The 20,578-nt window shown below is 51.1% G+C and carries 20 protein-coding genes and 1 pseudogene; 8 read left to right on the plus strand and 13 right to left on the minus strand.

Annotated elements, in window-relative coordinates:
- Positions 1 to 94: 94 nt before the first annotated feature.
- Positions 95 to 688 (minus strand): YdcF family protein, encoded by a 594-nt coding sequence (locus DBZ16_RS09290; protein ID WP_107813790.1) that lies wholly within the window; start codon positions 686 to 688, stop codon positions 95 to 97.
- Positions 689 to 1,093: 405 nt separating this feature from the next.
- On the opposite strand from DBZ16_RS09290, the gene DBZ16_RS09295 reads away from it, so the two are divergent.
- Positions 1,094 to 1,828 carry an SH3 domain-containing protein gene (locus DBZ16_RS09295; protein ID WP_107813791.1) on the plus strand — a complete coding sequence of 245 codons (735 nt, stop codon included), beginning with the start codon at positions 1,094 to 1,096 and terminating at the stop codon, positions 1,826 to 1,828.
- A gap of 376 nt (positions 1,829 to 2,204) precedes the next feature.
- Here the strand turns inward: DBZ16_RS09295 and DBZ16_RS09300 are convergent, their stop codons facing one another.
- Entirely contained in the window at positions 2,205 to 2,588 is a 384-nt protein-coding gene (locus tag DBZ16_RS09300) for a DUF6979 family protein (RefSeq protein WP_107813792.1), read from the minus strand.
- On the opposite strand from DBZ16_RS09300, the gene DBZ16_RS09305 reads away from it, so the two are divergent.
- Positions 2,589 to 2,780: a hypothetical protein gene (locus DBZ16_RS09305; RefSeq protein WP_240600333.1), complete on the plus strand. Its 192-nt coding sequence runs from the start codon at positions 2,589 to 2,591 to the stop codon at positions 2,778 to 2,780.
- An 80-nt stretch (positions 2,781 to 2,860) separates the two neighbouring features.
- Here the strand turns inward: DBZ16_RS09305 and sstT are convergent, their stop codons facing one another.
- Positions 2,861 to 4,084: a serine/threonine transporter SstT gene (gene sstT, locus DBZ16_RS09310; protein WP_107813793.1), complete on the minus strand. Its 1,224-nt coding sequence runs from the start codon at positions 4,082 to 4,084 to the stop codon at positions 2,861 to 2,863.
- A gap of 298 nt (positions 4,085 to 4,382) precedes the next feature.
- On the opposite strand from sstT, the gene DBZ16_RS09315 reads away from it, so the two are divergent.
- A complete protein-coding gene (locus DBZ16_RS09315; protein ID WP_107813794.1) occupies positions 4,383 to 6,221 on the plus strand; it encodes an autotransporter assembly complex protein TamA in 1,839 nt (612 codons plus the stop codon).
- A 75-nt stretch (positions 6,222 to 6,296) separates the two neighbouring features.
- Here DBZ16_RS09315 and DBZ16_RS09320 read toward each other — a convergent pair whose 3' ends face one another.
- The 10 genes and pseudogenes from DBZ16_RS09320 to pyk form a co-directional block, all read right to left on the minus strand.
- The gene (locus DBZ16_RS09320) at positions 6,297 to 6,764 is read right to left on the minus strand and encodes a CinA family protein (protein WP_107813795.1); all 468 of its coding nucleotides are present in this window, start codon (positions 6,762 to 6,764) and stop codon (positions 6,297 to 6,299) included.
- A 490-nt stretch (positions 6,765 to 7,254) separates the two neighbouring features.
- Positions 7,255 to 7,377, minus strand: a pseudogene (locus DBZ16_RS16725) (IS5/IS1182 family transposase); the annotation flags it as partial.
- Between the two features lie 285 nt (positions 7,378 to 7,662).
- Positions 7,663 to 8,934, minus strand: a complete 1,272-nt coding sequence (gene efeB / locus DBZ16_RS09335; RefSeq protein ID WP_107813798.1) for an iron uptake transporter deferrochelatase/peroxidase subunit — start codon at positions 8,932 to 8,934, stop codon at positions 7,663 to 7,665.
- 473 nt (positions 8,935 to 9,407) lie between these two features.
- Complete coding sequence (efeO, locus tag DBZ16_RS09340) at positions 9,408 to 10,571, minus strand: iron uptake system protein EfeO (RefSeq protein ID WP_107813799.1); 1,164 nt, start codon at positions 10,569 to 10,571, stop codon at positions 9,408 to 9,410.
- 54 nt (positions 10,572 to 10,625) lie between these two features.
- Complete coding sequence (efeU, locus tag DBZ16_RS09345) at positions 10,626 to 11,462, minus strand: iron uptake transporter permease EfeU (protein WP_107813800.1); 837 nt, start codon at positions 11,460 to 11,462, stop codon at positions 10,626 to 10,628.
- 14 nt (positions 11,463 to 11,476) lie between these two features.
- Positions 11,477 to 11,923: a hypothetical protein gene (locus DBZ16_RS15075; RefSeq protein WP_159070318.1), complete on the minus strand. Its 447-nt coding sequence runs from the start codon at positions 11,921 to 11,923 to the stop codon at positions 11,477 to 11,479.
- Positions 11,924 to 12,346: 423 nt separating this feature from the next.
- Positions 12,347 to 13,243, minus strand: a complete 897-nt coding sequence (locus DBZ16_RS09360; protein ID WP_107813802.1) for an IS3 family transposase — start codon at positions 13,241 to 13,243, stop codon at positions 12,347 to 12,349.
- On the minus strand, positions 13,147 to 13,497 hold the full coding sequence (locus tag DBZ16_RS09365; RefSeq protein ID WP_240600336.1) for a helix-turn-helix domain-containing protein: 351 nt from the start codon (positions 13,495 to 13,497) through the stop codon (positions 13,147 to 13,149). Before DBZ16_RS09365 ends, DBZ16_RS09360 begins: the two co-directional genes overlap by 97 nt.
- A 108-nt stretch (positions 13,498 to 13,605) precedes the next feature.
- Positions 13,606 to 15,018, minus strand: a complete 1,413-nt coding sequence (locus DBZ16_RS09370; RefSeq protein WP_107813804.1) for an OmpP1/FadL family transporter — start codon at positions 15,016 to 15,018, stop codon at positions 13,606 to 13,608.
- 433 nt (positions 15,019 to 15,451) lie between these two features.
- Positions 15,452 to 16,924, minus strand: coding sequence for a pyruvate kinase (pyk, locus tag DBZ16_RS09375; RefSeq protein WP_107813805.1), 1,473 nt, complete (start codon positions 16,922 to 16,924; stop codon positions 15,452 to 15,454).
- Positions 16,925 to 17,321: 397 nt separating this feature from the next.
- Here pyk and DBZ16_RS09380 point away from each other — a divergent pair, with 397 nt between their 5' ends.
- The 5 genes from DBZ16_RS09380 (at position 17,322) to rplB (ending at position 20,576) form a co-directional block, all read left to right on the plus strand.
- Positions 17,322 to 17,825 (plus strand): hypothetical protein, encoded by a 504-nt coding sequence (locus DBZ16_RS09380; protein WP_107813806.1) that lies wholly within the window; start codon positions 17,322 to 17,324, stop codon positions 17,823 to 17,825.
- Between the two features lie 336 nt (positions 17,826 to 18,161).
- Positions 18,162 to 18,806, plus strand: coding sequence for a 50S ribosomal protein L3 (rplC, locus tag DBZ16_RS09390; RefSeq protein ID WP_070439763.1), 645 nt, complete (start codon positions 18,162 to 18,164; stop codon positions 18,804 to 18,806).
- Positions 18,806 to 19,426 carry a 50S ribosomal protein L4 gene (gene rplD / locus DBZ16_RS09395; RefSeq protein ID WP_002218573.1) on the plus strand — a complete coding sequence of 207 codons (621 nt, stop codon included), beginning with the start codon at positions 18,806 to 18,808 and terminating at the stop codon, positions 19,424 to 19,426. The genes rplC and rplD overlap by 1 nt, the downstream gene beginning before the upstream one ends.
- Positions 19,423 to 19,737 (plus strand): 50S ribosomal protein L23, encoded by a 315-nt coding sequence (gene rplW, locus DBZ16_RS09400; RefSeq protein WP_002231529.1) that lies wholly within the window; start codon positions 19,423 to 19,425, stop codon positions 19,735 to 19,737. Before rplD ends, rplW begins: the two co-directional genes overlap by 4 nt.
- Positions 19,738 to 19,742: 5 nt before the next feature.
- On the plus strand, positions 19,743 to 20,576 hold the full coding sequence (gene rplB, locus DBZ16_RS09405; protein WP_003742892.1) for a 50S ribosomal protein L2: 834 nt from the start codon (positions 19,743 to 19,745) through the stop codon (positions 20,574 to 20,576).
- Positions 20,577 to 20,578 lie beyond the last annotated feature (2 nt).

Below are 20,578 nucleotides of genomic sequence, written 5' to 3' on the forward strand. Positions count from 1 at the left end.
GTCCTGTCGGTAGGTCGGTCAAACGGTTAAATCAAACAGTCAAATTGTTTGCAATTATACATGATTTGACTCGGCAACTTGGGGTCGTCTGAAACTACAACCTGCCCTTCAAAGCGTTTTTGATAAACGCCGCCGACTCGCGCAATACCGTGTAACCATAACCGCCGTAAGGCTCGGAACAAAACGGCGCGGCATACACCTGAATATCGTGTCCCTGCCACTGCCTGTCCGCCATCATGCGCGCCCGCGCCAAGTGAAAACCGGCGCTGACAATGACGACGCGCGGGCTGTTTTCAATAAAATCGCGGCTGAACACAATGTTCTCAAACGTATTTTCCGCCCGCCGTTCTTGGATAATGTCCTCCTTCGGTACGCCCATCTTCTCCGCAATCGCCTGCATATTGCCCGAAGCAGACTGAAAATCACGGCTGAGTCCGCCCGACATCACCAGTTTCTTCACCTTGCCGGCACGATACAGCTCGACAGCCGCTTCAACGCGCGCCACCAAACAAGGATTCAGACGACCCCCTTCATAAGAACGGGTCGAAAGCACAACCGCAGCATCCGCCGGACGCACCGTATCCGCATCCAGCCGCGACACCTGGAAATCGCGCCACATGATCCACAGCGGCAAAAGCGCGGCGGTAAAGAATAAAATCAATATAAAAACAAGGACTTTTTTGAACATCCGAATCCTAAAATGATGAAAGTAGTTGGAACGCGGCTGTACAGGCAGGTTCCGATTATTCCTTAATTTTACGAAATTTATACAGCCATTTAGCTATATTTTTTAGTAACCGATTGTTTCCATGCTGACCAAGTACGAATTTTGTCGGAGGAGGCAGTTTTTATGGAGCGTCGTGATCAGACATTATTTAAATTGGTAATTATGCTAATGCGTATTCTGAGAATATGATAATCAGTATTGACATGGCGTATGATGTAAATATATTATCAAAAACAGATTTTTGTAAAAGTTGCATAAAGTCGGCAATATAATATCAACGCCATAAGCATCATCATCTTGAATGATATGTAGGCTATATTCAATTTTGAAGACTTTTTCTCTTCGTTCAATTATTAGAGAGTAAACATGAAAAAAGCTTTATCAGTTATTTCCGTAGGTTTTTTATCTCTGTCTCTGCTTGCTGCCTGTAATGGTGGAGAAAGTGAAACTCAAAAAGAGTTGGCTGCATTGAAAGAACAATTGGCGCAGCAACAAAAGCAACAAGCTGAACGCGAAAATCAAGAACAAGAACACCGGAAACAAATTGAGCAACAGCAAAGAGAAGACGAACTCTATCAAAAAGCCTACCAAGATGCCCAAGAAGACTTACAGATGAAACAAATGCTGGAAGAAGAGAAAAAACAGGAAGAGGCAAAGAAAAAACAGGCTGCTGAGGAACGTAAACGCGAAGAAGCTAAAAAGAAACAAGCTTTAGAAGAGGAACCTAAGCAAAAAGAAGAGGCCAGAATAAAAAAAGAAGAACCCAGAATTAGACAAGAAGAATCCCCAAAAGCTACTGCAAAACCGGCTGCTTCACAACAAGCGTCCAAAGTTACCGAAAAACTCGTTCGTTACCCTGCTTTTGTGATTTCGGAATCTGGTAGCGGTTCGTTAAATCTTAGAGGAGGACCGTCTATTTCAGCAGTTTCTGTTACCCAATTGAAAGACGGTCAGCAACTTCAAGTGGTGGCTGAAACCAACGCCTGTACCAATGCCAACGGTGGCTGCTGGGTTAAAGTTCAAGTCGGCGGATTGACTGGTTATGTGTCTAATGCCTACCTGCAAAAAGGTCATGTACGAGATAGCGCTTATGCATATTAATATCGGATAGATTTGATTGGTGACTTTCTGTATCAACTAGAATAGAAATGATGGGAAAGTGAAAGAATATTTGGGGCTGTTCTAAATTATTTTAGGATGAAGTCCTTTCAATAATCTATCCAATTCCGACTGTAAAAAAGTCAAAAGGTCGTCTGAAATTTCAGACGACCTTTTTAACGTTTTGAGACCTTTGCAAAATTCCCCAAAATCCCCACCAAGACATTTAGGGGATTTTGGGGAATTTTGCAAAGGTTTCGATATATTTGGTTGTTGCACAAGAAAGGTTAGATGCTAAAAACACAAGCGAAAAAGACCGCACCTTATAAAAAGTGCGGTCTTTTTTTGTAATGTTTTGATAGCGTGGTTTCAAACCCCGTTATTGGATGAGTCCTTCATTCCATAATGCGATAACCACATCAAGTTGGCTATTATGTTTCTTTTCTTCTCCAATGATTTTTTGAATTTCTGCCCAAAGTTCAGCTTTTTTATTTGCCCAAGACATATCTTTTTTTAATAAATGGATGGCAAGAATTGCATATTCTGCATTTTTAGATTCTTTCTCTTGTGGTGTTGGAATAGAAATTCCTTTTATTTTTCCCGCGTAGCACAGCCCGAAAAAGGCATTTTTAGGACATCCTTTCACTCTAGCTGAATAACTGTTAGTAAACTCTTGAACTGCTCCCGTCCATGCTTTTTTAATATCGTGTGTATAAGCGAATAGCTCTACGGCTTTTACAGCTGTTTTTCCATATAAATTCATATGTTCAACTCACGCAAAGCGCGGATTTTAGCATTGGCAGAACAGCAAAAACAACAAATCGCCCGAGAAAATCAAGAGCAGAAACATCGTAAACGGCTCGAGCAACAAGAGCGTGAGACCGCGCTTTATGAAAAGGCATGCCAGAATGCGCAAGAAGACTTGAATATGTTCGTGAAATGTTGGACTCAATAATCTAATTTATATGTGTTATAGAAAAAAGGTCGTCTGAAATTTCAGACGACCTTTTGACTTTTTGCGAAACAACCGGCTCTTTAACCTTTACGGCGGCTGCCTAAGTCGGCGGCGGCGGTAAAGAGTACGTCGGTGGAGGAGTTGAGGGCGGTTTCGGCGGAGTCTTGGATAACGCCGATAATCATGCCGACGCCGACGACGCGCATGGCGAAGTCGTTGTCGATGCCCAAGAGGCTGCAGGCGACGGGGATCAGCAGCAGCGAGCCGCCGGCAACGCCGGATGCGCCGCATGCGCCGACGGTGGCGACGAGGCTCAGGAGCAGGGCGGTGGGGTAATCGACGACGATGCCTTTGGTGTAGGCGGCCGCCATGGCTAAGACGGTGATGGTAATCGCCGCGCCTGCCATGTTGATGGTTGCGCCCAGCGGGATGGAGACGGAGTAGGTGTCTTCATGCAAGCCGAGTTTTTTTGCCAATGCCATGTTGACGGGGATGTTGGCGGCGGAGGAGCGGGTGAAGAAGGCGTAGAGTCCGCTTTCGCGCAGGCAGGTGAAGACCAGTCCGTAGGGGTTTTTGCGGGTTTGCGACCAGACGATGAGCGGGTTTACGACGAGGGCGATGAATGCCATGCTGCCGAGCAGGACTGCCAGCAGGCGTCCGTAACTGAGGAAGGCGGCAAAGCCGGTTTCGGCGACGGTTTGGGAGACCAGTCCGAAAATGCCCAAGGGGGCGAAGCGGATAACCCATTGTACGACGGTGGTCACGGCTTCGGAGAGGTCGGAGACGACTTGGCGGGTGGTGTCGGAGCCGTGGTGGCGCAATGCGGAGCCTAAAACCAATGCCCATGCGAGAATGCCGATGTAGTTGGCTTGTGCGATGGCGTTAATCGGATTGGACACGAGCTTCATCAAAAGTTCTTTGAGGACTTGGACGATGCCGGAGGGTGGTGCGAGGGTGGAGGTGGCTACGTCTTTAAACACCAGTGCGGTCGGGAATGCCATACTGGCGGCAACGGCGACTGCGGCGGCGGCAAATGTGCCAATAAGATACAGAATAATGATGGGTTTGATTTTGGCTTCGCCGCCTTTGCGGTATTGCACCAGCGCGGCGGTCACTAAGACAAACACCAATACGGGGGCGACGGCTTTCAATGCGCCGACGAACAATTCGCCGAGCAGCCCGACGTTCATGCCTGCTTTCGGGGAGATGGTACCGACCAATACGCCCAACATTAAACCGATGATGATTTGCGGTACGAGTCCGATACGGTTGACTGCGTTCAGCAGTGGATTACCACTTGCCATGATACATCCTCTTACTTTATGTGTTAAGAAACGTTGCATTTTAAAAGAAAATATCAATTATTGTGCAGGTTTACATATTGAATTGATTATCGTGGCGCAAAATGCTTGATTTTTTGGAGAATTGGGCAGTTTGTGCCATATTTTTCGGTTTGAAAGGAGTTAATGTGTTTGACTTCTGTGGTGCAGAGGCAGGTGCATCCGCCTTTTCAGACGACCCCTCCGCCTTGGGCGGGTTTTAAACCCGATTGAAAATAATGGTAGAATTTAAAACTCTTCTGTCGTTGAAACATTTTTTGCCATGACCAGACTGACTTCGCCCATTTTGATTGTTTCACTCGCCCTTGCCTACGGACACGCAGCCGCAGCCGATCTGCCGCGTGCCGAAGACTACGAACCGATTCCCGGCTTCAAGCAGGGCGGGCAATCCGAGCAGGCCGACAAAGTAGGCAAACTGACGCCCAAGTTTCCCGTCAAAATCGAAACCAAAAACAGCGAAGTCAAATCCATGCTCGAAGAATACCTGCCGCTGATTACCCAGCAGCAGGACGAAGAGTTGGACAAAGAGCAGGTCGGCTTCCTCGCCGAAGAAGCACCCGACAACGTCAAAACCATGCTCAAAACCAAAGGCTATTTCAACGGCAGTGTCAACGTCCACGACAACGGTTCGAGCTATACCGTCGCCGTCAATCCCGGTCCGCGCACCAAAGTCGACAACGTCAGCGTCGCCATCCTCGGCGACATCCTTTCAGACGACAACCTTGCCGAGTATTACCAAAAAGCCATGCTCAATTGGCAGCAGCCCGTCGGCGAATACTTTGACCAAGACGGCTGGAGCGGCAGCAAAACCTCCGTCCTCAGCGCAGTAACCCGTAAAAAATACCCGCTTGCCAAACTCAGCAACACCCAAGCCACCGTCAATCCCAACAACAACACCGCCGATCTGAACGTGATCGTCGAAAGCAACCGCCCCATTTATTTCGGCGACTTTGAAATCACCGGCACCCGCCGCTATCCCGACAACGTCGTTGCCGGTCTGGCACGCTTCAAACCCGGCGCGCCTTACGACCTCGACCTCTTGCTCGACTTCCAACAAGCGCTCGAACAAAACGGACATTACTCCGGCGCATCCGTCCAAGCCGACTTCGACCGGCTCCAAGGCGACCGCGTGCCCGTCAAAGTCAACGTCACCGAAGTCAAACGCCACAAACTCGAAACCGGTATCCGCTACGATTCCGAATACGGCCTCGGCGGACGCATCGGTTACGACTACTACAACCTCTTCAACAAAGGCTATATCGGTTCCGTCGTTTGGGACATGGACAAATACGAAACCACCCTTGCCGCCGGTATCAGCCAGCCGCGCAACAGCAAAGGCAAATATTGGACGACCAACACATCCTACAACCGCTCGACCACCCAAAACCTTGAAAAACGCGCCCTGACCAGCGGTATTTGGCGCGTACGCGACCGCAACGGCATCGAATCGCGCCTCGGTATCGAATTTATTACCGAAGACCGCAAAGTCCCCGATGCCAATTACGACCTCGGCCGCAGCCACGCCACCATGCTGACCGCCTCGTGGAAACGCCAAAACATCGAAACCGAACTGCGTCCCGAAAACGGCTACTACCTCGACGGCAAAATCGGCGTAACGCTGGGCAAGCTCCTTTCCTCCACCGCCATGGCGCGCGCGACCGCCCGCGCAGGCTATTTCTACACACCTGAAAACAAAAAACTCGGTACCTTCATCGTCCGCGGACAGGCAGGCTACGTTTACGCCCGCGAAGGCGAAGACGTACCTTCCAGCCTCATGTTCCGCACCGGCGGCGCATCTTCTATCCGCGGTTACGAACTCGACAGCATCGGCTTGGAAGGTCCGAAAAATTCAGTCCTACCCGATAGGGCGTTACTGGTCGGCAGCCTCGAATACCAATTCCCAATTACCAAAAGCGTATCCGGCGCCATCTTCCACGATGTCGGCGACGTTACCAGCAATTTCAAAAACATGAGTATGCAACACGGTACCGGTGTCGGCGTGCGCTGGTTCAGCCCCGTCGCCCCGTTCTCCTTCGACGTCGCCTACGGACACCAAGACAAGAAGCTCCGTTGGCACATCAGCTTGGGTACAAGGTTTTAAGGTCGTCTGAAAATCAAAAAGCAGGGGTGCATGATCGCATCCCTGCTTTTTTACGTTGCTATCTGATGGAACCGCTCAGACCAAATGTTTTGCCAAAAGATTCAGGGCAAACTCGACAGCTTGCGTTCTGACCGCTTCGCGGTCGCCGCTGAAGACTTGCATCTCTTCCAGCGATTCGGTCGGCGTAGACAAGCCGAACCAGACCGTGCCGACAGGTTTCGCCGCGCTGCCGCCGCCCGGGCCTGCGATGCCGGAAATACTGAGGGCGTAGTCGGCTTGGGCGACGGCTTTGGCACCGCGCGCCATTTCGTACACGGTTTCGCGGCTGACCGCGCCGTGTTGCAGAAGCGTGTCGGGCATCACTCCGAGGCGTTCTTCTTTGGCTTGGTTGCTGTAAGTGACGAAACTTTGATGAAACCATTGCGAGCTGCCCGCAATGCTGGTGAACGCGCCCGCCAGCAGCCCGCCGGTGCAGGATTCGGCACAGGTTACGGTTTGGCGACGTCGGGTCAGATGTTCGGCGATGGTTTGCAGAGCGGTCATGAGATGTCCTTTCGTGGGGCTGGTGTGTTGCTTGGTCTATTAGGCTTGGCAGAACTCTATTATAGAAGGATTGCGGAGAGTGGGGTCGTCTAAAAATCGGAATACTCGGTTTTCAGACGACCTTTTGATTATTTATCCCAGCTTCGAAACCGTTTCCAATACTGAATTCACAAATACTCATGCCGTCATTCCCGCCCCGCCTACGCGAGGACAGGCTACGGCGGGAATCCATTTTTGAATTTTGGAAACTGTTTTTCAAATATCTGCTTCTTAAAATTTCCGATGGATTCCTGCCTGCGCGGGAATGATGGCGGATGATGCTGTATCAAAAATTCAGCCGCCCGTAGCGTGGGTTTTACCCACGAATGAACAGAGATGATTGGATTCAGATGTTCGGACGTGAGGTCGTGGGCGAAGCCCACGCTACGATTTGCTGCAATGGCAATTTGTTCCTTCCCCCGTCCGGCGGGGGAAGGTTAGGATGGGGGTGGCTTTGTGGGTTTAGGTATAGTGGATTAAATTTAAACCAGTACGGCGTTACCTCGCCTTGCCGTACTATTTGTACTGTCTGCGGCTTCGTCGCCTTGTCCTGATTTAAATTTAATCCACTATAAAATCAAATTCGTGCAAGCCGTAGAACCACCTTCTCCCCCAGACGGGAGAGCCAGCCGCCCGCAACGTGGGTTCTACCCACGAATAAACAGAGATGATTGGGTTCGGATGTTCGGGCGGCAGGTCGTGGGCGAAGCCCACGCTACGGGTTTGGTTTATCCCAAGTCTGCGTCCATTTGACGGAAAGGTCGTCTGAAAACCGGAATACTTGATTTTCAGACGACCTTTTACAGGGAGAGGTTGACGGATAGAGCCTGTGCGCCGTCGAGTTTCAGACGACCTGTGTTCACGAGCTGAGCAGGGTTTGGGCGAGGAAGCCGCCTTTTTCTACACCGGGCAGGATGAAGAAATAGCCGCCGCCGAAGGGGCTGATGTATTCTTCCAGCGGTTCGCCGTTGAGCAGGTTTTGGACGAAGATGAAGCCGTCGGCGAGGTTGGCTTGGTAGCAGATGAACACTAAGCCGACGTCGAGCTGACCGTTGGCGGCGAGGCCGCGGGAGTAGTTGAAGGCGCGGCGGTAGAGCAGGTGTTTTTTCATGAACTCGGGGTCGCGCGGGTTGGCGAGCCTCATGTGGCTGTCTTTGGGGGTGGTTTTGCCGTCGGGGTCTTTGGCGAAGTCGGCGGTGTCTCCTTCTTTTTTGCCGTCCATGGGGGCGCCGCTGTATTTGCGTCTGCCGAAGATTTCGGTTTGTTCCTGCAAGGGTGTCCTGTCCCAGAATTCGACGAAGTGGCGGATGAGGCGGACGGCTTGGTAGCTGCCGTTTTTCGTCCAGGCGGGTTCGTCTTGGCTGTTGGCGGCGATGCCTGTCCAGAGGACTTGGTCGGCAATTTTGGGATCGGATACGTCGGGGTTGCCGGAGCCGTCGCGGAAACCTAAGAGGTTGCGGGCGGCGATGGCGCCGGGTTCGGCTTTGGGCAGCCAGCCGTCTATGCTCCAGCGGATGACGGCGGTTTGGGCGGTGTTTTTGATGATGTCGCGCAGGGCGGCTTGGCAGGTTTCGGGGGTGAAGGCGCAGATTTGGAGGCTGAGGTCGCCGTCGCACCATGATTTTTGGAGGCGGTCGTTGGGGAAGTCGCGCATTTCTTGGAGGTGGCGGGGTTTTTTGTCTTTGAGTCCGAAGCGGTCGTCAAAGAGGCTGCTGCCGACGCCGACGGTGATGGTGAGGCCGTCGGGACGGAAGGTTTTGCCGAGCAGTCCGCTGCCTGCGGGGGGGAGTTTTTCGTCGCCGTCTTGGTATTCGCCGCCTTGGGTGAGGAATTCGATGCGGGCGGTGAGGGTGCGGAAGAGGTTTTCGAGTTGTTTGGGGTCTTTGGCGGTGACGTCGAAGGCGCACATGATGCCGAAGAGTTGGTGCGGGGTGGTGATGCCGGCTTGGTGGGTGCCGTAGCAGGGGTAGGCTTGCGGGGAGTGTTCGTTGTGGCGGGTCTCGGCGGCGGTTTCGCTTTGTTGTTTGCCGGCAAACCAGCCTGCCGCGCCGGCTGCGCCTGCGGCGAGGACGGTTTTGAACAGGGTGCGTTTGGTCGGTTGGGCAGGTTGTAGGTTGTTGTCTTGGCTCATAGTGGAGTCCTTTGCGGGGGATTCGGGCGGCGGTAGGTACGCGGTTGTTGCGTTTACAGTTTGCTATGTCGAATGTTCAGACGACGTTTAAGGTCGTCTGAAAACTTTGAATTGTCGGTCAATCCGATACACGGTAAGCAATGTACGATTCCTGAATGTATTTTGGTATGGCGGCAAGGTGTGCCGCGGTTTTAGTTTTTTTGTGGGCAAAGCCTACGTTACGGGCTGACGGCAGAGTTAGGTTGGGTTGGTAAACCTGACAAAACGTTGGAATGAAGAGGTTTTGTTGGGTCTCGACCCAACCTACGATTGCTTTGTCGGATACAAGTGTCCGACCCACACGGCTTTGGTTTTTTCGTGGGCAAGGCCCACGCTACGACTGCGATTGCCGCGCGGACATGACTGCTGTCAGCGATAAGTTTTCAGACGACCCCTTGTGTCTCAAAAGGTCGTCTGAAACGGTCGGGTCAGGTTTATTTGAGACCCAGTGTGCCGCGCAGTTGGCTCAGGTCTTCGGCAAGGGCGTTAATCGGTGCCTGAAGGGTTTTGCGGTCTGCGTCGCTGAGTTTGTCGTAGGTTTCAAAGCCGTCTTTGGTTTTGTATTTGGCGAGGATGTCGGTCACTTGTTTGAAGTTGGCATCGACTTTCTCGAGCAGGGCTTTGTTTTTCTCGGCAATCATCGGACTGAAGAGTTCGACGATTTTTTGCGCGCCTTCGATGTTGGCTTGGAAGTCGCTCAAGTCGGTGTGGCTGTAACGGTCTTCTTCGCCGCTGATTTTGCTGCCGGCAACTTCTTCAATCAACACTGCCGCGCCGCCGACGACTTTGTTTGGCGGGAAGGAGAGGGCGTCGATTTCTTTTTGCAGGGCTTCAACGTCTTTCATGAGTTTGTCAGCAATGTCTTTCACGCCGGAGACGTCTTTTTTGACCCACAGGGCGTGTTCGATGCGGTGGAAACCGGTGAAGGCCGCGTCTTCGGTTTTGTCTTTGAAGTCGTCTTCACGCGCGTCGATGGCGGGGTCGAGTTCGTTGAAGAGTTCGGCAATCGGCTCGATGCGTTCGTAGTGGATGCGGGTGGCGGCAAACAGGGATTTGGCTTTTTCGATGTCGCCCGCTTTGACGGCGTCGGTGAAGGCTTTGGTTTTGGCAACCAGCTCTTTGGCTTCGCCTTGAACGTAAACTTTATAGTCGGCAAGCGGTTTGGCGAGTTTTTCCAAATCGGCTTCGTTGCCGGTGTCTTTAAAGCCGCTGTCGGTTACCACCAGCTTGCCACGCGGGTTGGTCAAAAGGCCGCAGGTCATTTCGTATTCGCCCGGCAGCAGGGTGACGGTCATTTTGTCGGAAAGTCCGGGGGCGATGTTTTCGCGTTCGTCAACCACCATCACGCCTTTGAGGATTTCCCATTCCAGCTTGCGGCCGCTGTTGTTTTTGATGTTGAACACGACTTGTCCGCTCGGTACGGTCAGTTCCATCGGTTCGCAGGCGGTGTCGTTCACGCCGACGTTGACGGTGCCGTCGGCATTCGCGCTTGATGCACCCGATGCGGCAGGCGCGGATTTTTCCGCTTCAGGCGGCTGACACGCGGTCAGACCCAAAGCCAGCATCACGGATAAAGCAGTTATATTGAGTTTTTTCATTTCAAACCTCTTTGGCATGTTGATAAGAATGAGATACGGAATTTTTAAGCGCCACTAATGGCTTTCAGACGACCTCTGCACTGCGGCGGGCTTGCTGCCGTGCAGAAACCAAATCATGACCGGAACCAAATACAGCAGCCACGCCAGCACCTCGCCCTGCGTCGGGTGGTCAGTATAGCCGAAGAAGCCGCCGAGCAGCACGCCCAGCGGGCTGTCTTCATGCAGGTATTTGGAAGAATCAAACACCACCTCTTGCAGGTGGTTCCACACGCCCGCCTCATGCAGCGCGCGCAGCGAACCGGCCACCAAACCGGCGGCCACCACAATCAAAAACGCGCCCGTCCAGCGGAAAAACTTCCCCAGATTCAGACGCATACCGCCCTGATAAATCAGCGCGCCGATGACCACTGCGGCCAGCAGCCCCAATACCGCGCCGACAGGCATAGACCAAGTCGGACTCTGCTGAAACACCGCCAAGAGGAAAAACACACTCTCCAGCCCCTCGCGCGCCACGGCCAAAAACGCCATGCCGACCAAAGCCCAGCCTTGACCGTTGCCGCGGTTTAAGGCGGTCTGAACCGAATCCTGAAGCTGCTGCTTCATCGAACGGGCGGCTTTTTTCATCCATAAAATCATATAAGTCAGCATCGCCACCGCCACCAAACCGATAACGCCGACCACAAATTCCTGCTCCTTCTGTGGAATCTCGCCCGTTGCCGAATGGATGCCGTATCCGATGCCCAAACACATCAGCGCAGCCAAAGCCACACCCAGCCACACCTTAGGCATCAGCCGCGAATGTCCCGACTGTTTCAAAAAACCCGCGACGATACCGACGATCAAAGCCGCCTCGATACCCTCGCGCAACATAATCAAAAAAGCAATCAACATATATAAAACAAACCTTAAAACTTAATATCAATATGAAGACCAAAACCGGTCCATTTAGCCTTTACCGCATTCGGATTCACGCGCAGCATATGTTTATGAAGCCTGTCGAAACCTTCATGACCGAACCACAGGCTTCCCCTCGGACAAAATGTATACCGCGCATGTTTACCGCCCGATACGCATTCGATTTCCCAAACGCTGATTTTGTTGATGTGCCAACCGGTTTTCGCCAGTTTGACGACCTCTTCAAATCGGTAATGCGCGATCAAAGTCCGTCCGCGATAAACAAACACGCCCTGCGTTCCGCAATATAAAAGCTCACGGCTGAAAAACTTGTTACGGCTAAAACAAATGAGTGTGTCACCGTTCAACACCCTATCGGGCGCGGGCGCGATAGAGCGGTATAAGGCAAAAAAGAAGAAAGAGAAGAAAAGAATCGTTGGTATCAGCATTGAAGACATGACAAACCTCTCTGAAAAATTCAGACGACCCCGGTTAGACAGGGCAGTAGAAATTTTGTTTGAACACATCGGGTTTAAAATGCTATTTGATACGCCAAAAATCTTTACAAGATATTTGATTTCGCCGTCTCTTTATCCCAAGTCTGACAAAGTGTCGTGATTTGTCTGCCTTGAAAAGCAAGAGTTTATAAATTGAATCATACAAATGCAAATAATTTTTATTATTTCATCAGTAAGCCGTTATTTAAGCAAGCCAAAAAGTAACGGCAAAATTTACCGTAAAGTAAGGAGAATCAACGTTATAGCGATTTCCTAGAGACGCTGTTTATCCGCATAGAAATATAAGCACACCAACAAGCCAAACAAAAAGGTCGTCTGAAAACTGAACTGGCCCCCAAATCTTGGACACTCATAAAAGCCTTTTCAGGCGCTCTGTGCAAGCTGGGTTCTGTATGCGACAGGACTCAGCTTTTTCAATTTCAAACTGCAACGCTCGTGGTTGTAGTAATCCATATAGTCATCTATCTGTTTCATCAATTCGTCCACCGTCAATTCTCCTGCGTTATAGAAACACTCCGTCTTCAACACCGCAAAGAAGCTCTCCATCGGTGCATTGTCCCAACAGTTTGCCTTACGCGACATGCTTTGAACCATGGAATGTTCCGCCAGCAATTCCCTATATCCCGCCGTACGGTACAGCACGCCTTGGTCGGAATGAAGCATCGTTCCTTTGCCGGTCAGCCGAGGTGCGGCTTTTTCGAGCATTTCCTTCACCATTTCGCTGTTAGCATTGCGGCTCATGGCGTAGGCGACGATTTCTCGGTTGAACAAGTCCAAGATTGGCGAGAGGTACAGTTTGCCGTCCTTTCCTTTGAGTTCGGTTACGTCGGTCAGCCATTTTTCGTTGGGCTTTCGGGCTGTGAACCGGCGTTTGAGGAGGTTTTCCGATATTTCGCCCATGGCGGGATGGCGGTAGGCTTTTTTCGCCCGTATTTTGGCTTTCAGCCCCATCTGTTTCATCAACCGCGCCGCTTTTTTGTGGTTCCAACACAATGCTGCGGCAATGCGCCTTTGCCCGTAGCGTCCTTTGTGCCGTTCGTAGATTTCGGCGATAAGGTCTTTGTCGGCTTCATCGGGGTCGGGCCGGTCTTGGTGATGGTAGTAAAAGCTGCTTTTGGGCAGGTTTGCGATGTGCAGCAGGTATTTGAGCGGGTGTTGCGCCCTCAGTGTTTGGACGGTTTGGCGTTGTCCTTTGCGGTCTGCTTTTGGCTGAGGGCTTTTAACTCCTTTAGGTAGGCGACCTCTGCGCGCATATAGCACAACTCTTCGATAAGCTCTGCCTGTGTTTTTTCGTGGTCGGGTTTGTCGGCGATGAAGGGGTTTTTGCGGTGGTCGGTCATGGTTTTGGATTGGGGATGTTTGAGTGCGCCGATGCCGCCTTCTTGATAGGCGGTTATCCATCGTCGCAGGTGGGTTCGGGAGATGCCGTAGTGGTCTGCGGTACGCTGTTGGCTGCGTATGTGCAGGTAGTGGAGTACGGCTTGGTATTTGAAGTGTAATGTATATTTGGTCATAAAAAAACTGCACCTTGTGAGTTGGAGGGGATGTGTCCAACTTTTGGGGTGCAGTTCAAACCTTGATATCGGTTTTCAGACGACCTTTTGATGTCGGCGCCAAACGGCTTACTTGAATTTGTAAGTGTATTGCAGGCCGATGATGTCGGCGTGGTTTTTGAAACGCGCGCTGGATGCGCCTTTGCTGTCCACATCGCTACCGGTGGCGCGAGCGGTGTGGTAGCGGGTGTCGTTGATGTGGATGTGGCTGTAAGCGGCATCGAGGACGTGGTTTTTGCCGATATGGTATTTCGCACCGAGCGAGAACCAGATGCGGTTGCCGTCGGGCAGGCTGTTCATGCGGTAGCCGGCGTTTTTGACGGGCGAGCGGTCAAAGGCGATACCTGCACGCAGTTGCAGCGGGTCGGTCACTTGGTAAGAACCGCCGAGCGCGACTTTGTAAGTGTTGCGCCAGTTGGGCGTGATGACCGTGCGGTCGGATTTGCCGTTGACGATGTTTTTGGTGTTTTCAAAAACCAGTTCCGCTTTGTTGAAGCGGCTGTGGCGCGTCCAAGTCACATCGCTGAACAGGTTGAATTTGTCGGTGGCTTTGTACATGCCGTGAACGGACAAGGATTCGGGCGTTACGATTTTGACGCTTGCTTTTTCATGCGGAACGTAACCGCGGGCGGCAAGCGCGCCCAAATCCCAAGCGCGGCGGGCGTATGCGCCATCGGCTTCCCATTCCGCTGAGCCTTTGAGGGTGTGGGTTACTTTGGAACGGTAGTTCACGCCGACCCGTGCGCGGTCATTGATGTCCCACATCCAGGCAAGTTGATAGCCGAAGCCCCAGTCGTGACCTTTAACTTCGGCGTGTCCGTCAGATTTGCCTTGCGCGCTGACGGAAACAGGACGGCCGGCTGCGCGTGAGGCAAGGCCGCTGGCGAGTTGGCTGATGGAGCCGGAGGCATCCCAGTCGGAATATTTGCGCAATTCGGCTTTGGAATATTGGGCGATCAGACCTGCACCGAAAGCATGGTTTTCATTGGCTTTCCAAGCGACGACCGGTTCGATGTCGATGCTGGTGAGGCTGAGTTTGTTGATGTTGTGGCGCAGTACGGAATCTTTTTCGTATTCGGTGGCAGAGCCGAAGGGGACGTAAACGCCCAAGCCCAAAGTTACATCGTCATTGACTTTGTATGCGCCGTAGAGGTGCGGGGCGACGGTGGTTTTGGTGATTTTGCCGCTTTTCGAGCCGGAAACATCGCCGCCTTGATAGTATTGGGCGGAATCGGCTTCGTAGCGGATGCTGGGCATGACGATGTTGGCGTTAACGGAAACTTGGCTGCTGTCAAGTTTGGACAGACCGGCGGGGTTGTAGAAGATGGTCGATGCGTCGGCGGCTTCCGCGCCGGAAGAGTTGGCAGTGCCTTGCGCGTTGACCGACTGCGTACCGAAGTGGTAGCCCGAAGCGTGGACTGCGCCGGAAAAGAAGACTGCGCTGAGTAAGATTACGGTTTGTTTGATGGGTGAGTGTGTCATTTTCTTGTACCTGCGTGTAAATAATAAAGAGGTCGTCTGAAACAAACGCCTCCGTATCTGGAGCGGGCTGACGGTTTGGAATCGGTATTTTGAATAGAAACGATGGGCTTCAAGGCAAAAAGATGCAGCAAATGACTGGCTGGCATGAATTTTGGGCTGAAGGGCAACGGTTTTTCAATCAAAGTACAGTTGTTTCCTAGCGGTCATTCCGTTTGATTAGTGTAGGTGCTCGATTCTATACCACGTTATCGCTTTTGCCTAATATTTTTGGACGCTTTCGGAAAAACTTGCATGTTGCGCAGATAGGAGGGGGCGGGACTGTGGTAAAGATGCCATGGTGGGATTGTTTGATAGAAAAAAACGAAAAGGTCGTCTGAAAACCCGTTCCCAAGTTTTCAGACGACCTCTTGTTTATCTGCCGTTTGCGTGTCTATTATTTAACGCGCAACACTTCCAGCGTATTGGTCGAACCGGATTCACGCATTTGCGAACCGCTGGTGATGATGTATTGGTCGCCGGATCTTAAGATTTTATGTTCGACCAACATGGCTTCCACTTCGTTCAGCGCGGTATCGTGGTCGGTGCTGGTCGCCAAAATCAACGGGCGAACGCCGCGGTACATCGCCATACGGCGTTGGGCGGAAATGCTCGGGGTCAGTGCGAAAATCGGCAATGTGATGTTGTGGCGGCTGACTTCGAAGGCGGTCGAACCGCTTTCCGTCAGGGCAACGATGGCTTTGGCGTGAACCGCGCGCGCCACGCTGACTGCGCCGCCGGCAATCGCCAAGTTGGTGCTGACGGCTTCGGGATAATCGACCTGTTCGGCAACGCCGTTGAGCGAATCTTGTTCTTTTTCCGCAGCGGCGCAAATAATCGCCATTTGGCTGACGGTTTCAAACGGATACGCGCCGACGGCGGTTTCGGCGGAACACATCACCGCATCGGTGCCGTCCAATACCGCGTTTGCCACGTCGCTGACTTCCGCGCGGGTCGGGACGGGGTTGGTGATCATGGATTCCATCATTTGGGTTGCCGTAATGCTGAAGCGGCGCAACTCGCGTGCACGGCGGATCATGCGTTTTTGCAGGGCGGGGACGGCTGCGTGTCCGACTTCGACCGCCAAGTCGCCGCGCGCTACCATGATACCGTCGCTGGCGAGGATGATTTCGTCCAAGTTTTCAATCGCTTCCACACGTTCGATTTTGGAAACCAAGCCGGGGCGAACGGCAGTGCTGCCTTTCATTTCTTCTTCGACTTTGGCGCGGGCAGTGTGCAAATCTTCGGCGGATTTCACAAAGCTGATGGCGAGGTAGTCGCAACCGATGGCAATCGCGGTTTTCAGGTCGCGGAAGTCTTTCTCGGTCAACGCGCCTGCGGACAAACCGCCACCGCGTTTATTGATGCCTTTGTTGCTTTTCAACACATGGCTGTTTTCAACTTTAGTAACAATCTTACTACCTTCAACGGATTCCACGGTCAAAGTCAGCAAACCGTCATCCAACCACAAAACATCGCCCGCAACGACATCATTAGGCAGGTCGCGGTAGTCCAAACCGACCGCGTCGCGCGTGCCTTCGCCTTCGAGTGCGGCATCAAGAACCAGCGTTTCTCCTTTGTTCAATTCGATGCTGCCACCGGCGATTTTGCCGACGCGGATTTTCGGACCTTGCAAGTCGGCGAGGATGGCGATTTCCTGTCCGGCGCGTTTTGCCGCTTCACGCACGATGCGGGCGTTTTCCTGATGAAATTCAGGCGTACCGTGGCTGAAATTGAAACGGACGACATTCAGACCGCCTACACGGATCATGTCTTCCAACAACTGGACATTGTTGCTGCCCGGCCCCAACGTGGCGACGATTTTGGTGTTGTGGCTGATGCGGGTTACATCGCGTTTTGCATTACTCATGTGAAGCGTCCTTTCGGTCAATCCGTTGATAAATGGCATACGACTTTGTTAGAAAATTACAAAATTTCATCCAAACGTCGTCTGAAATTTGTAGAGTAAAATCCTGCGTTGAGACAGTTAAGCCGTAAATTATGATACAAATTAATATTTTGGCATTCTACTCCCAAAGCCAAACAACTGGTAGAAAATTACAGAATTTTCTGACTTAGGCTAAATTTAATTTTACATACGTTCGAGCCGGCAATCCGCTACAATACCGTCTGCAACTTTTCAGACGACCTCCCTAATAGATATATATAGATATATATAGATATAGAGTGAATACGTCGTCTGAAACGACATCATCTTCCATTCCTACCTTATTTCATCATTATCTGACACAACCATGCTAAGACGAATGCTCACTTCCTTGCCCATAGGCATTATGCTTGCCGATATGGTTTATGGTTTCGTTTTAAATATCATTCAAGGGCTTAACCTTCAGCAGCAAGCGGCGCCTGCTTCAGACGGCGGTCTGGCGGTAACGCCCGACATCGCTTTCAACAGCCTGCAAATCGTTGCAAACGGCGGCATGGTCCTCACCATCGGGTTTGGATTGATTGTCTTGTTACAGCTAAACCGTACGGTGCTAAAACGGCAGATTTTGCCTATCGGTATTTTTCGAACGCTGGGATTGATTGCTGTGTTGGCTTTCAGCGTGCCTTCGTTGTGGGAGTGGTTTAATGCTGCATTGTCCCTGTCGGCGGGCGGGAATGTCCTCAATACCAATAATCCGCGCTATTTGGTTTCCGCCTTATGCATGCCGTTTATTGCCTTTTTGTGTTTGGTGCGGCTGTTTGGCTGGTATAAGTTACACACGCGCCAGTCCGAACAAACTCCACCGACGGAGTTGCAGAAATAGCAGTTTCGGTATGAAGCGCATCCGAGTGGATTAAAATAAACCATATATATTGAGAAGAGGTCGTCTGAAATTTCGTGGATGAAGTTTCAGACGACCTTTTATGTTGTTGAGTGATAATTGAGACTGTCAAAATTTGGAACGGAATATCGATGAATTTGGTAAAACTCAAATCTGCCGGATGACAGTAAATAATCTGCGGCAAGCCTAAGATTTTGCTTGAAAACTTCTTTATTGTCGTGGTATAGTCCAGGGCTTGGTACAAATGTGCCAAGTTTTATCTTTGTCCGAAGGCAGGCCAATCGTAGCCCGCCCCTTTACTTTAAAAGGAAAATAATCATGACTTTAGGTCTGGTTGGACGCAAAGTTGGTATGACCCGCGTGTTCGACGAACAGGGTGTTTCTGTTCCGGTGACCGTTTTGGATATGTCTGCCAACCGCGTTACACAAGTAAAATCCAAAGATGCTGACGGCTATACTGCCGTTCAAGTTACCTTTGGTCAGAAAAAAGCTAACCGTGTCAACAAAGCCGAAGCTGGGCACTTTGCAAAAGCAGGTGTTGAAGCCGGTCGCGGTTTGATGGAGTTTGCTTTGACTGAAGAAAAACTGGCTGAATTGAAAGCCGGTGACGAAATCACCGTTTCTATGTTTGAAGTCGGTCAACTGGTCGATGTAACTGGTACCTCTAAAGGTAAAGGTTTCTCCGGTACGATCAAACGTCATAACTTCGGTGCCCAACGTACTTCCCACGGTAACTCCCGTTCTCACCGTGTTCCAGGTTCTATCGGTATGGCGCAAGACCCAGGTCGCGTGTTCCCCGGTAAACGCATGGCCGGTCAATACGGTAACACCAAAGCAACTGTCCAAAAACTGGAAGTTGTACGTGTTGATGCAGAACGCCAACTGCTGTTGGTTAAGGGTGCTGTTCCGGGTGCGGTCAACAGCGATGTTGTAGTTCGTCCTAGCGTGAAAGTAGGTGCGTAATGGAATTGAAAGTAATTGACGCTAAAGGACAAGTTTCAGGCAGTCTGTCTGTTTCTGATGCTTTGTTCGCTCGCGAATACAATGAAGCGTTGGTTCATCAGCTGGTAAATGCCTACTTGGCAAACGCCCGCTCTGGCAACCGCGCTCAAAAAACCCGTGCCGAAGTAAAACACTCAACCAAAAAACCATGGCGTCAAAAAGGTACCGGTCGTGCCCGTTCCGGTATGACTTCTTCTCCGCTGTGGCGTAAAGGTGGTCGCGCGTTCCCGAACAAACCCGACGAAAACTTCACTCAAAAAGTAAACCGTAAAATGTACCGTGCCGGTATGGCGACTATCCTGTCCCAATTGGCCCGTGACGAGCGTTTGTTTGCTATCGAAGCGTTGACTGCTGAAACTCCTAAAACCAAAGTTTTTGCTGAACAAGTGAAAAATCTGGGTCTGGAGCAAGTGCTGTTTGTAACCAAACAGCTCGATGAGAATGTTTACTTGGCTTCACGCAACTTGCCAAACGTGTTGGTTTTGGAAGCTCAACAAGTTGATCCTTACAGCTTGCTGCGTTACAAAAAAGTAATCATCACTAAAGATGCAGTTGCACAATTAGAGGAGCAATGGGTATGAATCAACAACGTTTGACTCAAGTGATTTTGGCACCTATCGTTTCTGAAAAAAGCAACGTATTGGCTGAAAAACGCAACCAAATGACGTTTAAAGTTTTGGCAAATGCAACCAAACCTGAAATCAAAGCTGCTGTTGAGCTGCTGTTCGGTGTTCAAGTTGCTTCTGTAACTACCGTTACTACTAAAGGTAAAACTAAGCGTTTTGGTCGTACTTTGGGCCGCCGCAGCGATGTTAAAAAGGCTTATGTAAGCTTGGCTGCCGGTCAAGAGTTGGATTTGGAAGCCGCTGCTGCAGCTGCAGATAAGGAATAAACAAAATGGCAATCGTTAAAATGAAGCCAACTTCTGCAGGCCGTCGCGGCATGGTTCGCGTGGTAACAGAAGGTTTGCACAAAGGTGCGCCTTATGCACCTTTGCTCGAAAAGAAAAATTCTACTGCCGGTCGTAACAATAATGGTCATATCACCACCCGTCACAAAGGCGGCGGTCATAAACACCATTACCGTGTTGTAGACTTTAAACGTAACAAAGACGGTATCCCTGCAAAAGTAGAGCGTATCGAATACGATCCTAACCGTACTGCCTTCATTGCACTGTTGTGCTATGCAGACGGTGAGCGTCGCTACATCATCGCTCCTCGCGGTATTCAAGCTGGTGCTGTATTGGTTTCCGGTGCTGAAGCTGCCATCAAAGTAGGTAACACCCTGCCGATCCGCAACATCCCCGTTGGTACGACTATCCACTGTATCGAAATGAAACCTGGTAAAGGTGCACAAATTGCACGTTCTGCCGGTGCTTCTGCGGTATTGTTGGCTAAAGAAGGTGCATACGCTCAAGTCCGTCTGCGCTCTGGCGAAGTTCGTAAAATCAACGTAGATTGCCGTGCAACTATCGGTGAGGTTGGTAACGAAGAGCAAAGCCTTAAGAAAATCGGTAAGGCCGGTGCTAATCGTTGGCGCGGTATTCGTCCGACCGTTCGTGGTGTTGTCATGAACCCTGTCGATCACCCTCATGGTGGTGGTGAAGGTCGTACCGGTGAAGCTCGCGAACCAGTTAGCCCATGGGGTACTCCTGCTAAAGGCTACCGCACTCGTAATAACAAACGCACGGATAACATGATTGTTCGTCGTCGTTACTCAAATAAAGGTTAATT

Source organism: Neisseria sicca, from assembly GCF_003044565.1.
GTDB classification, from domain to species: domain Bacteria; phylum Pseudomonadota; class Gammaproteobacteria; order Burkholderiales; family Neisseriaceae; genus Neisseria; species Neisseria sicca_A.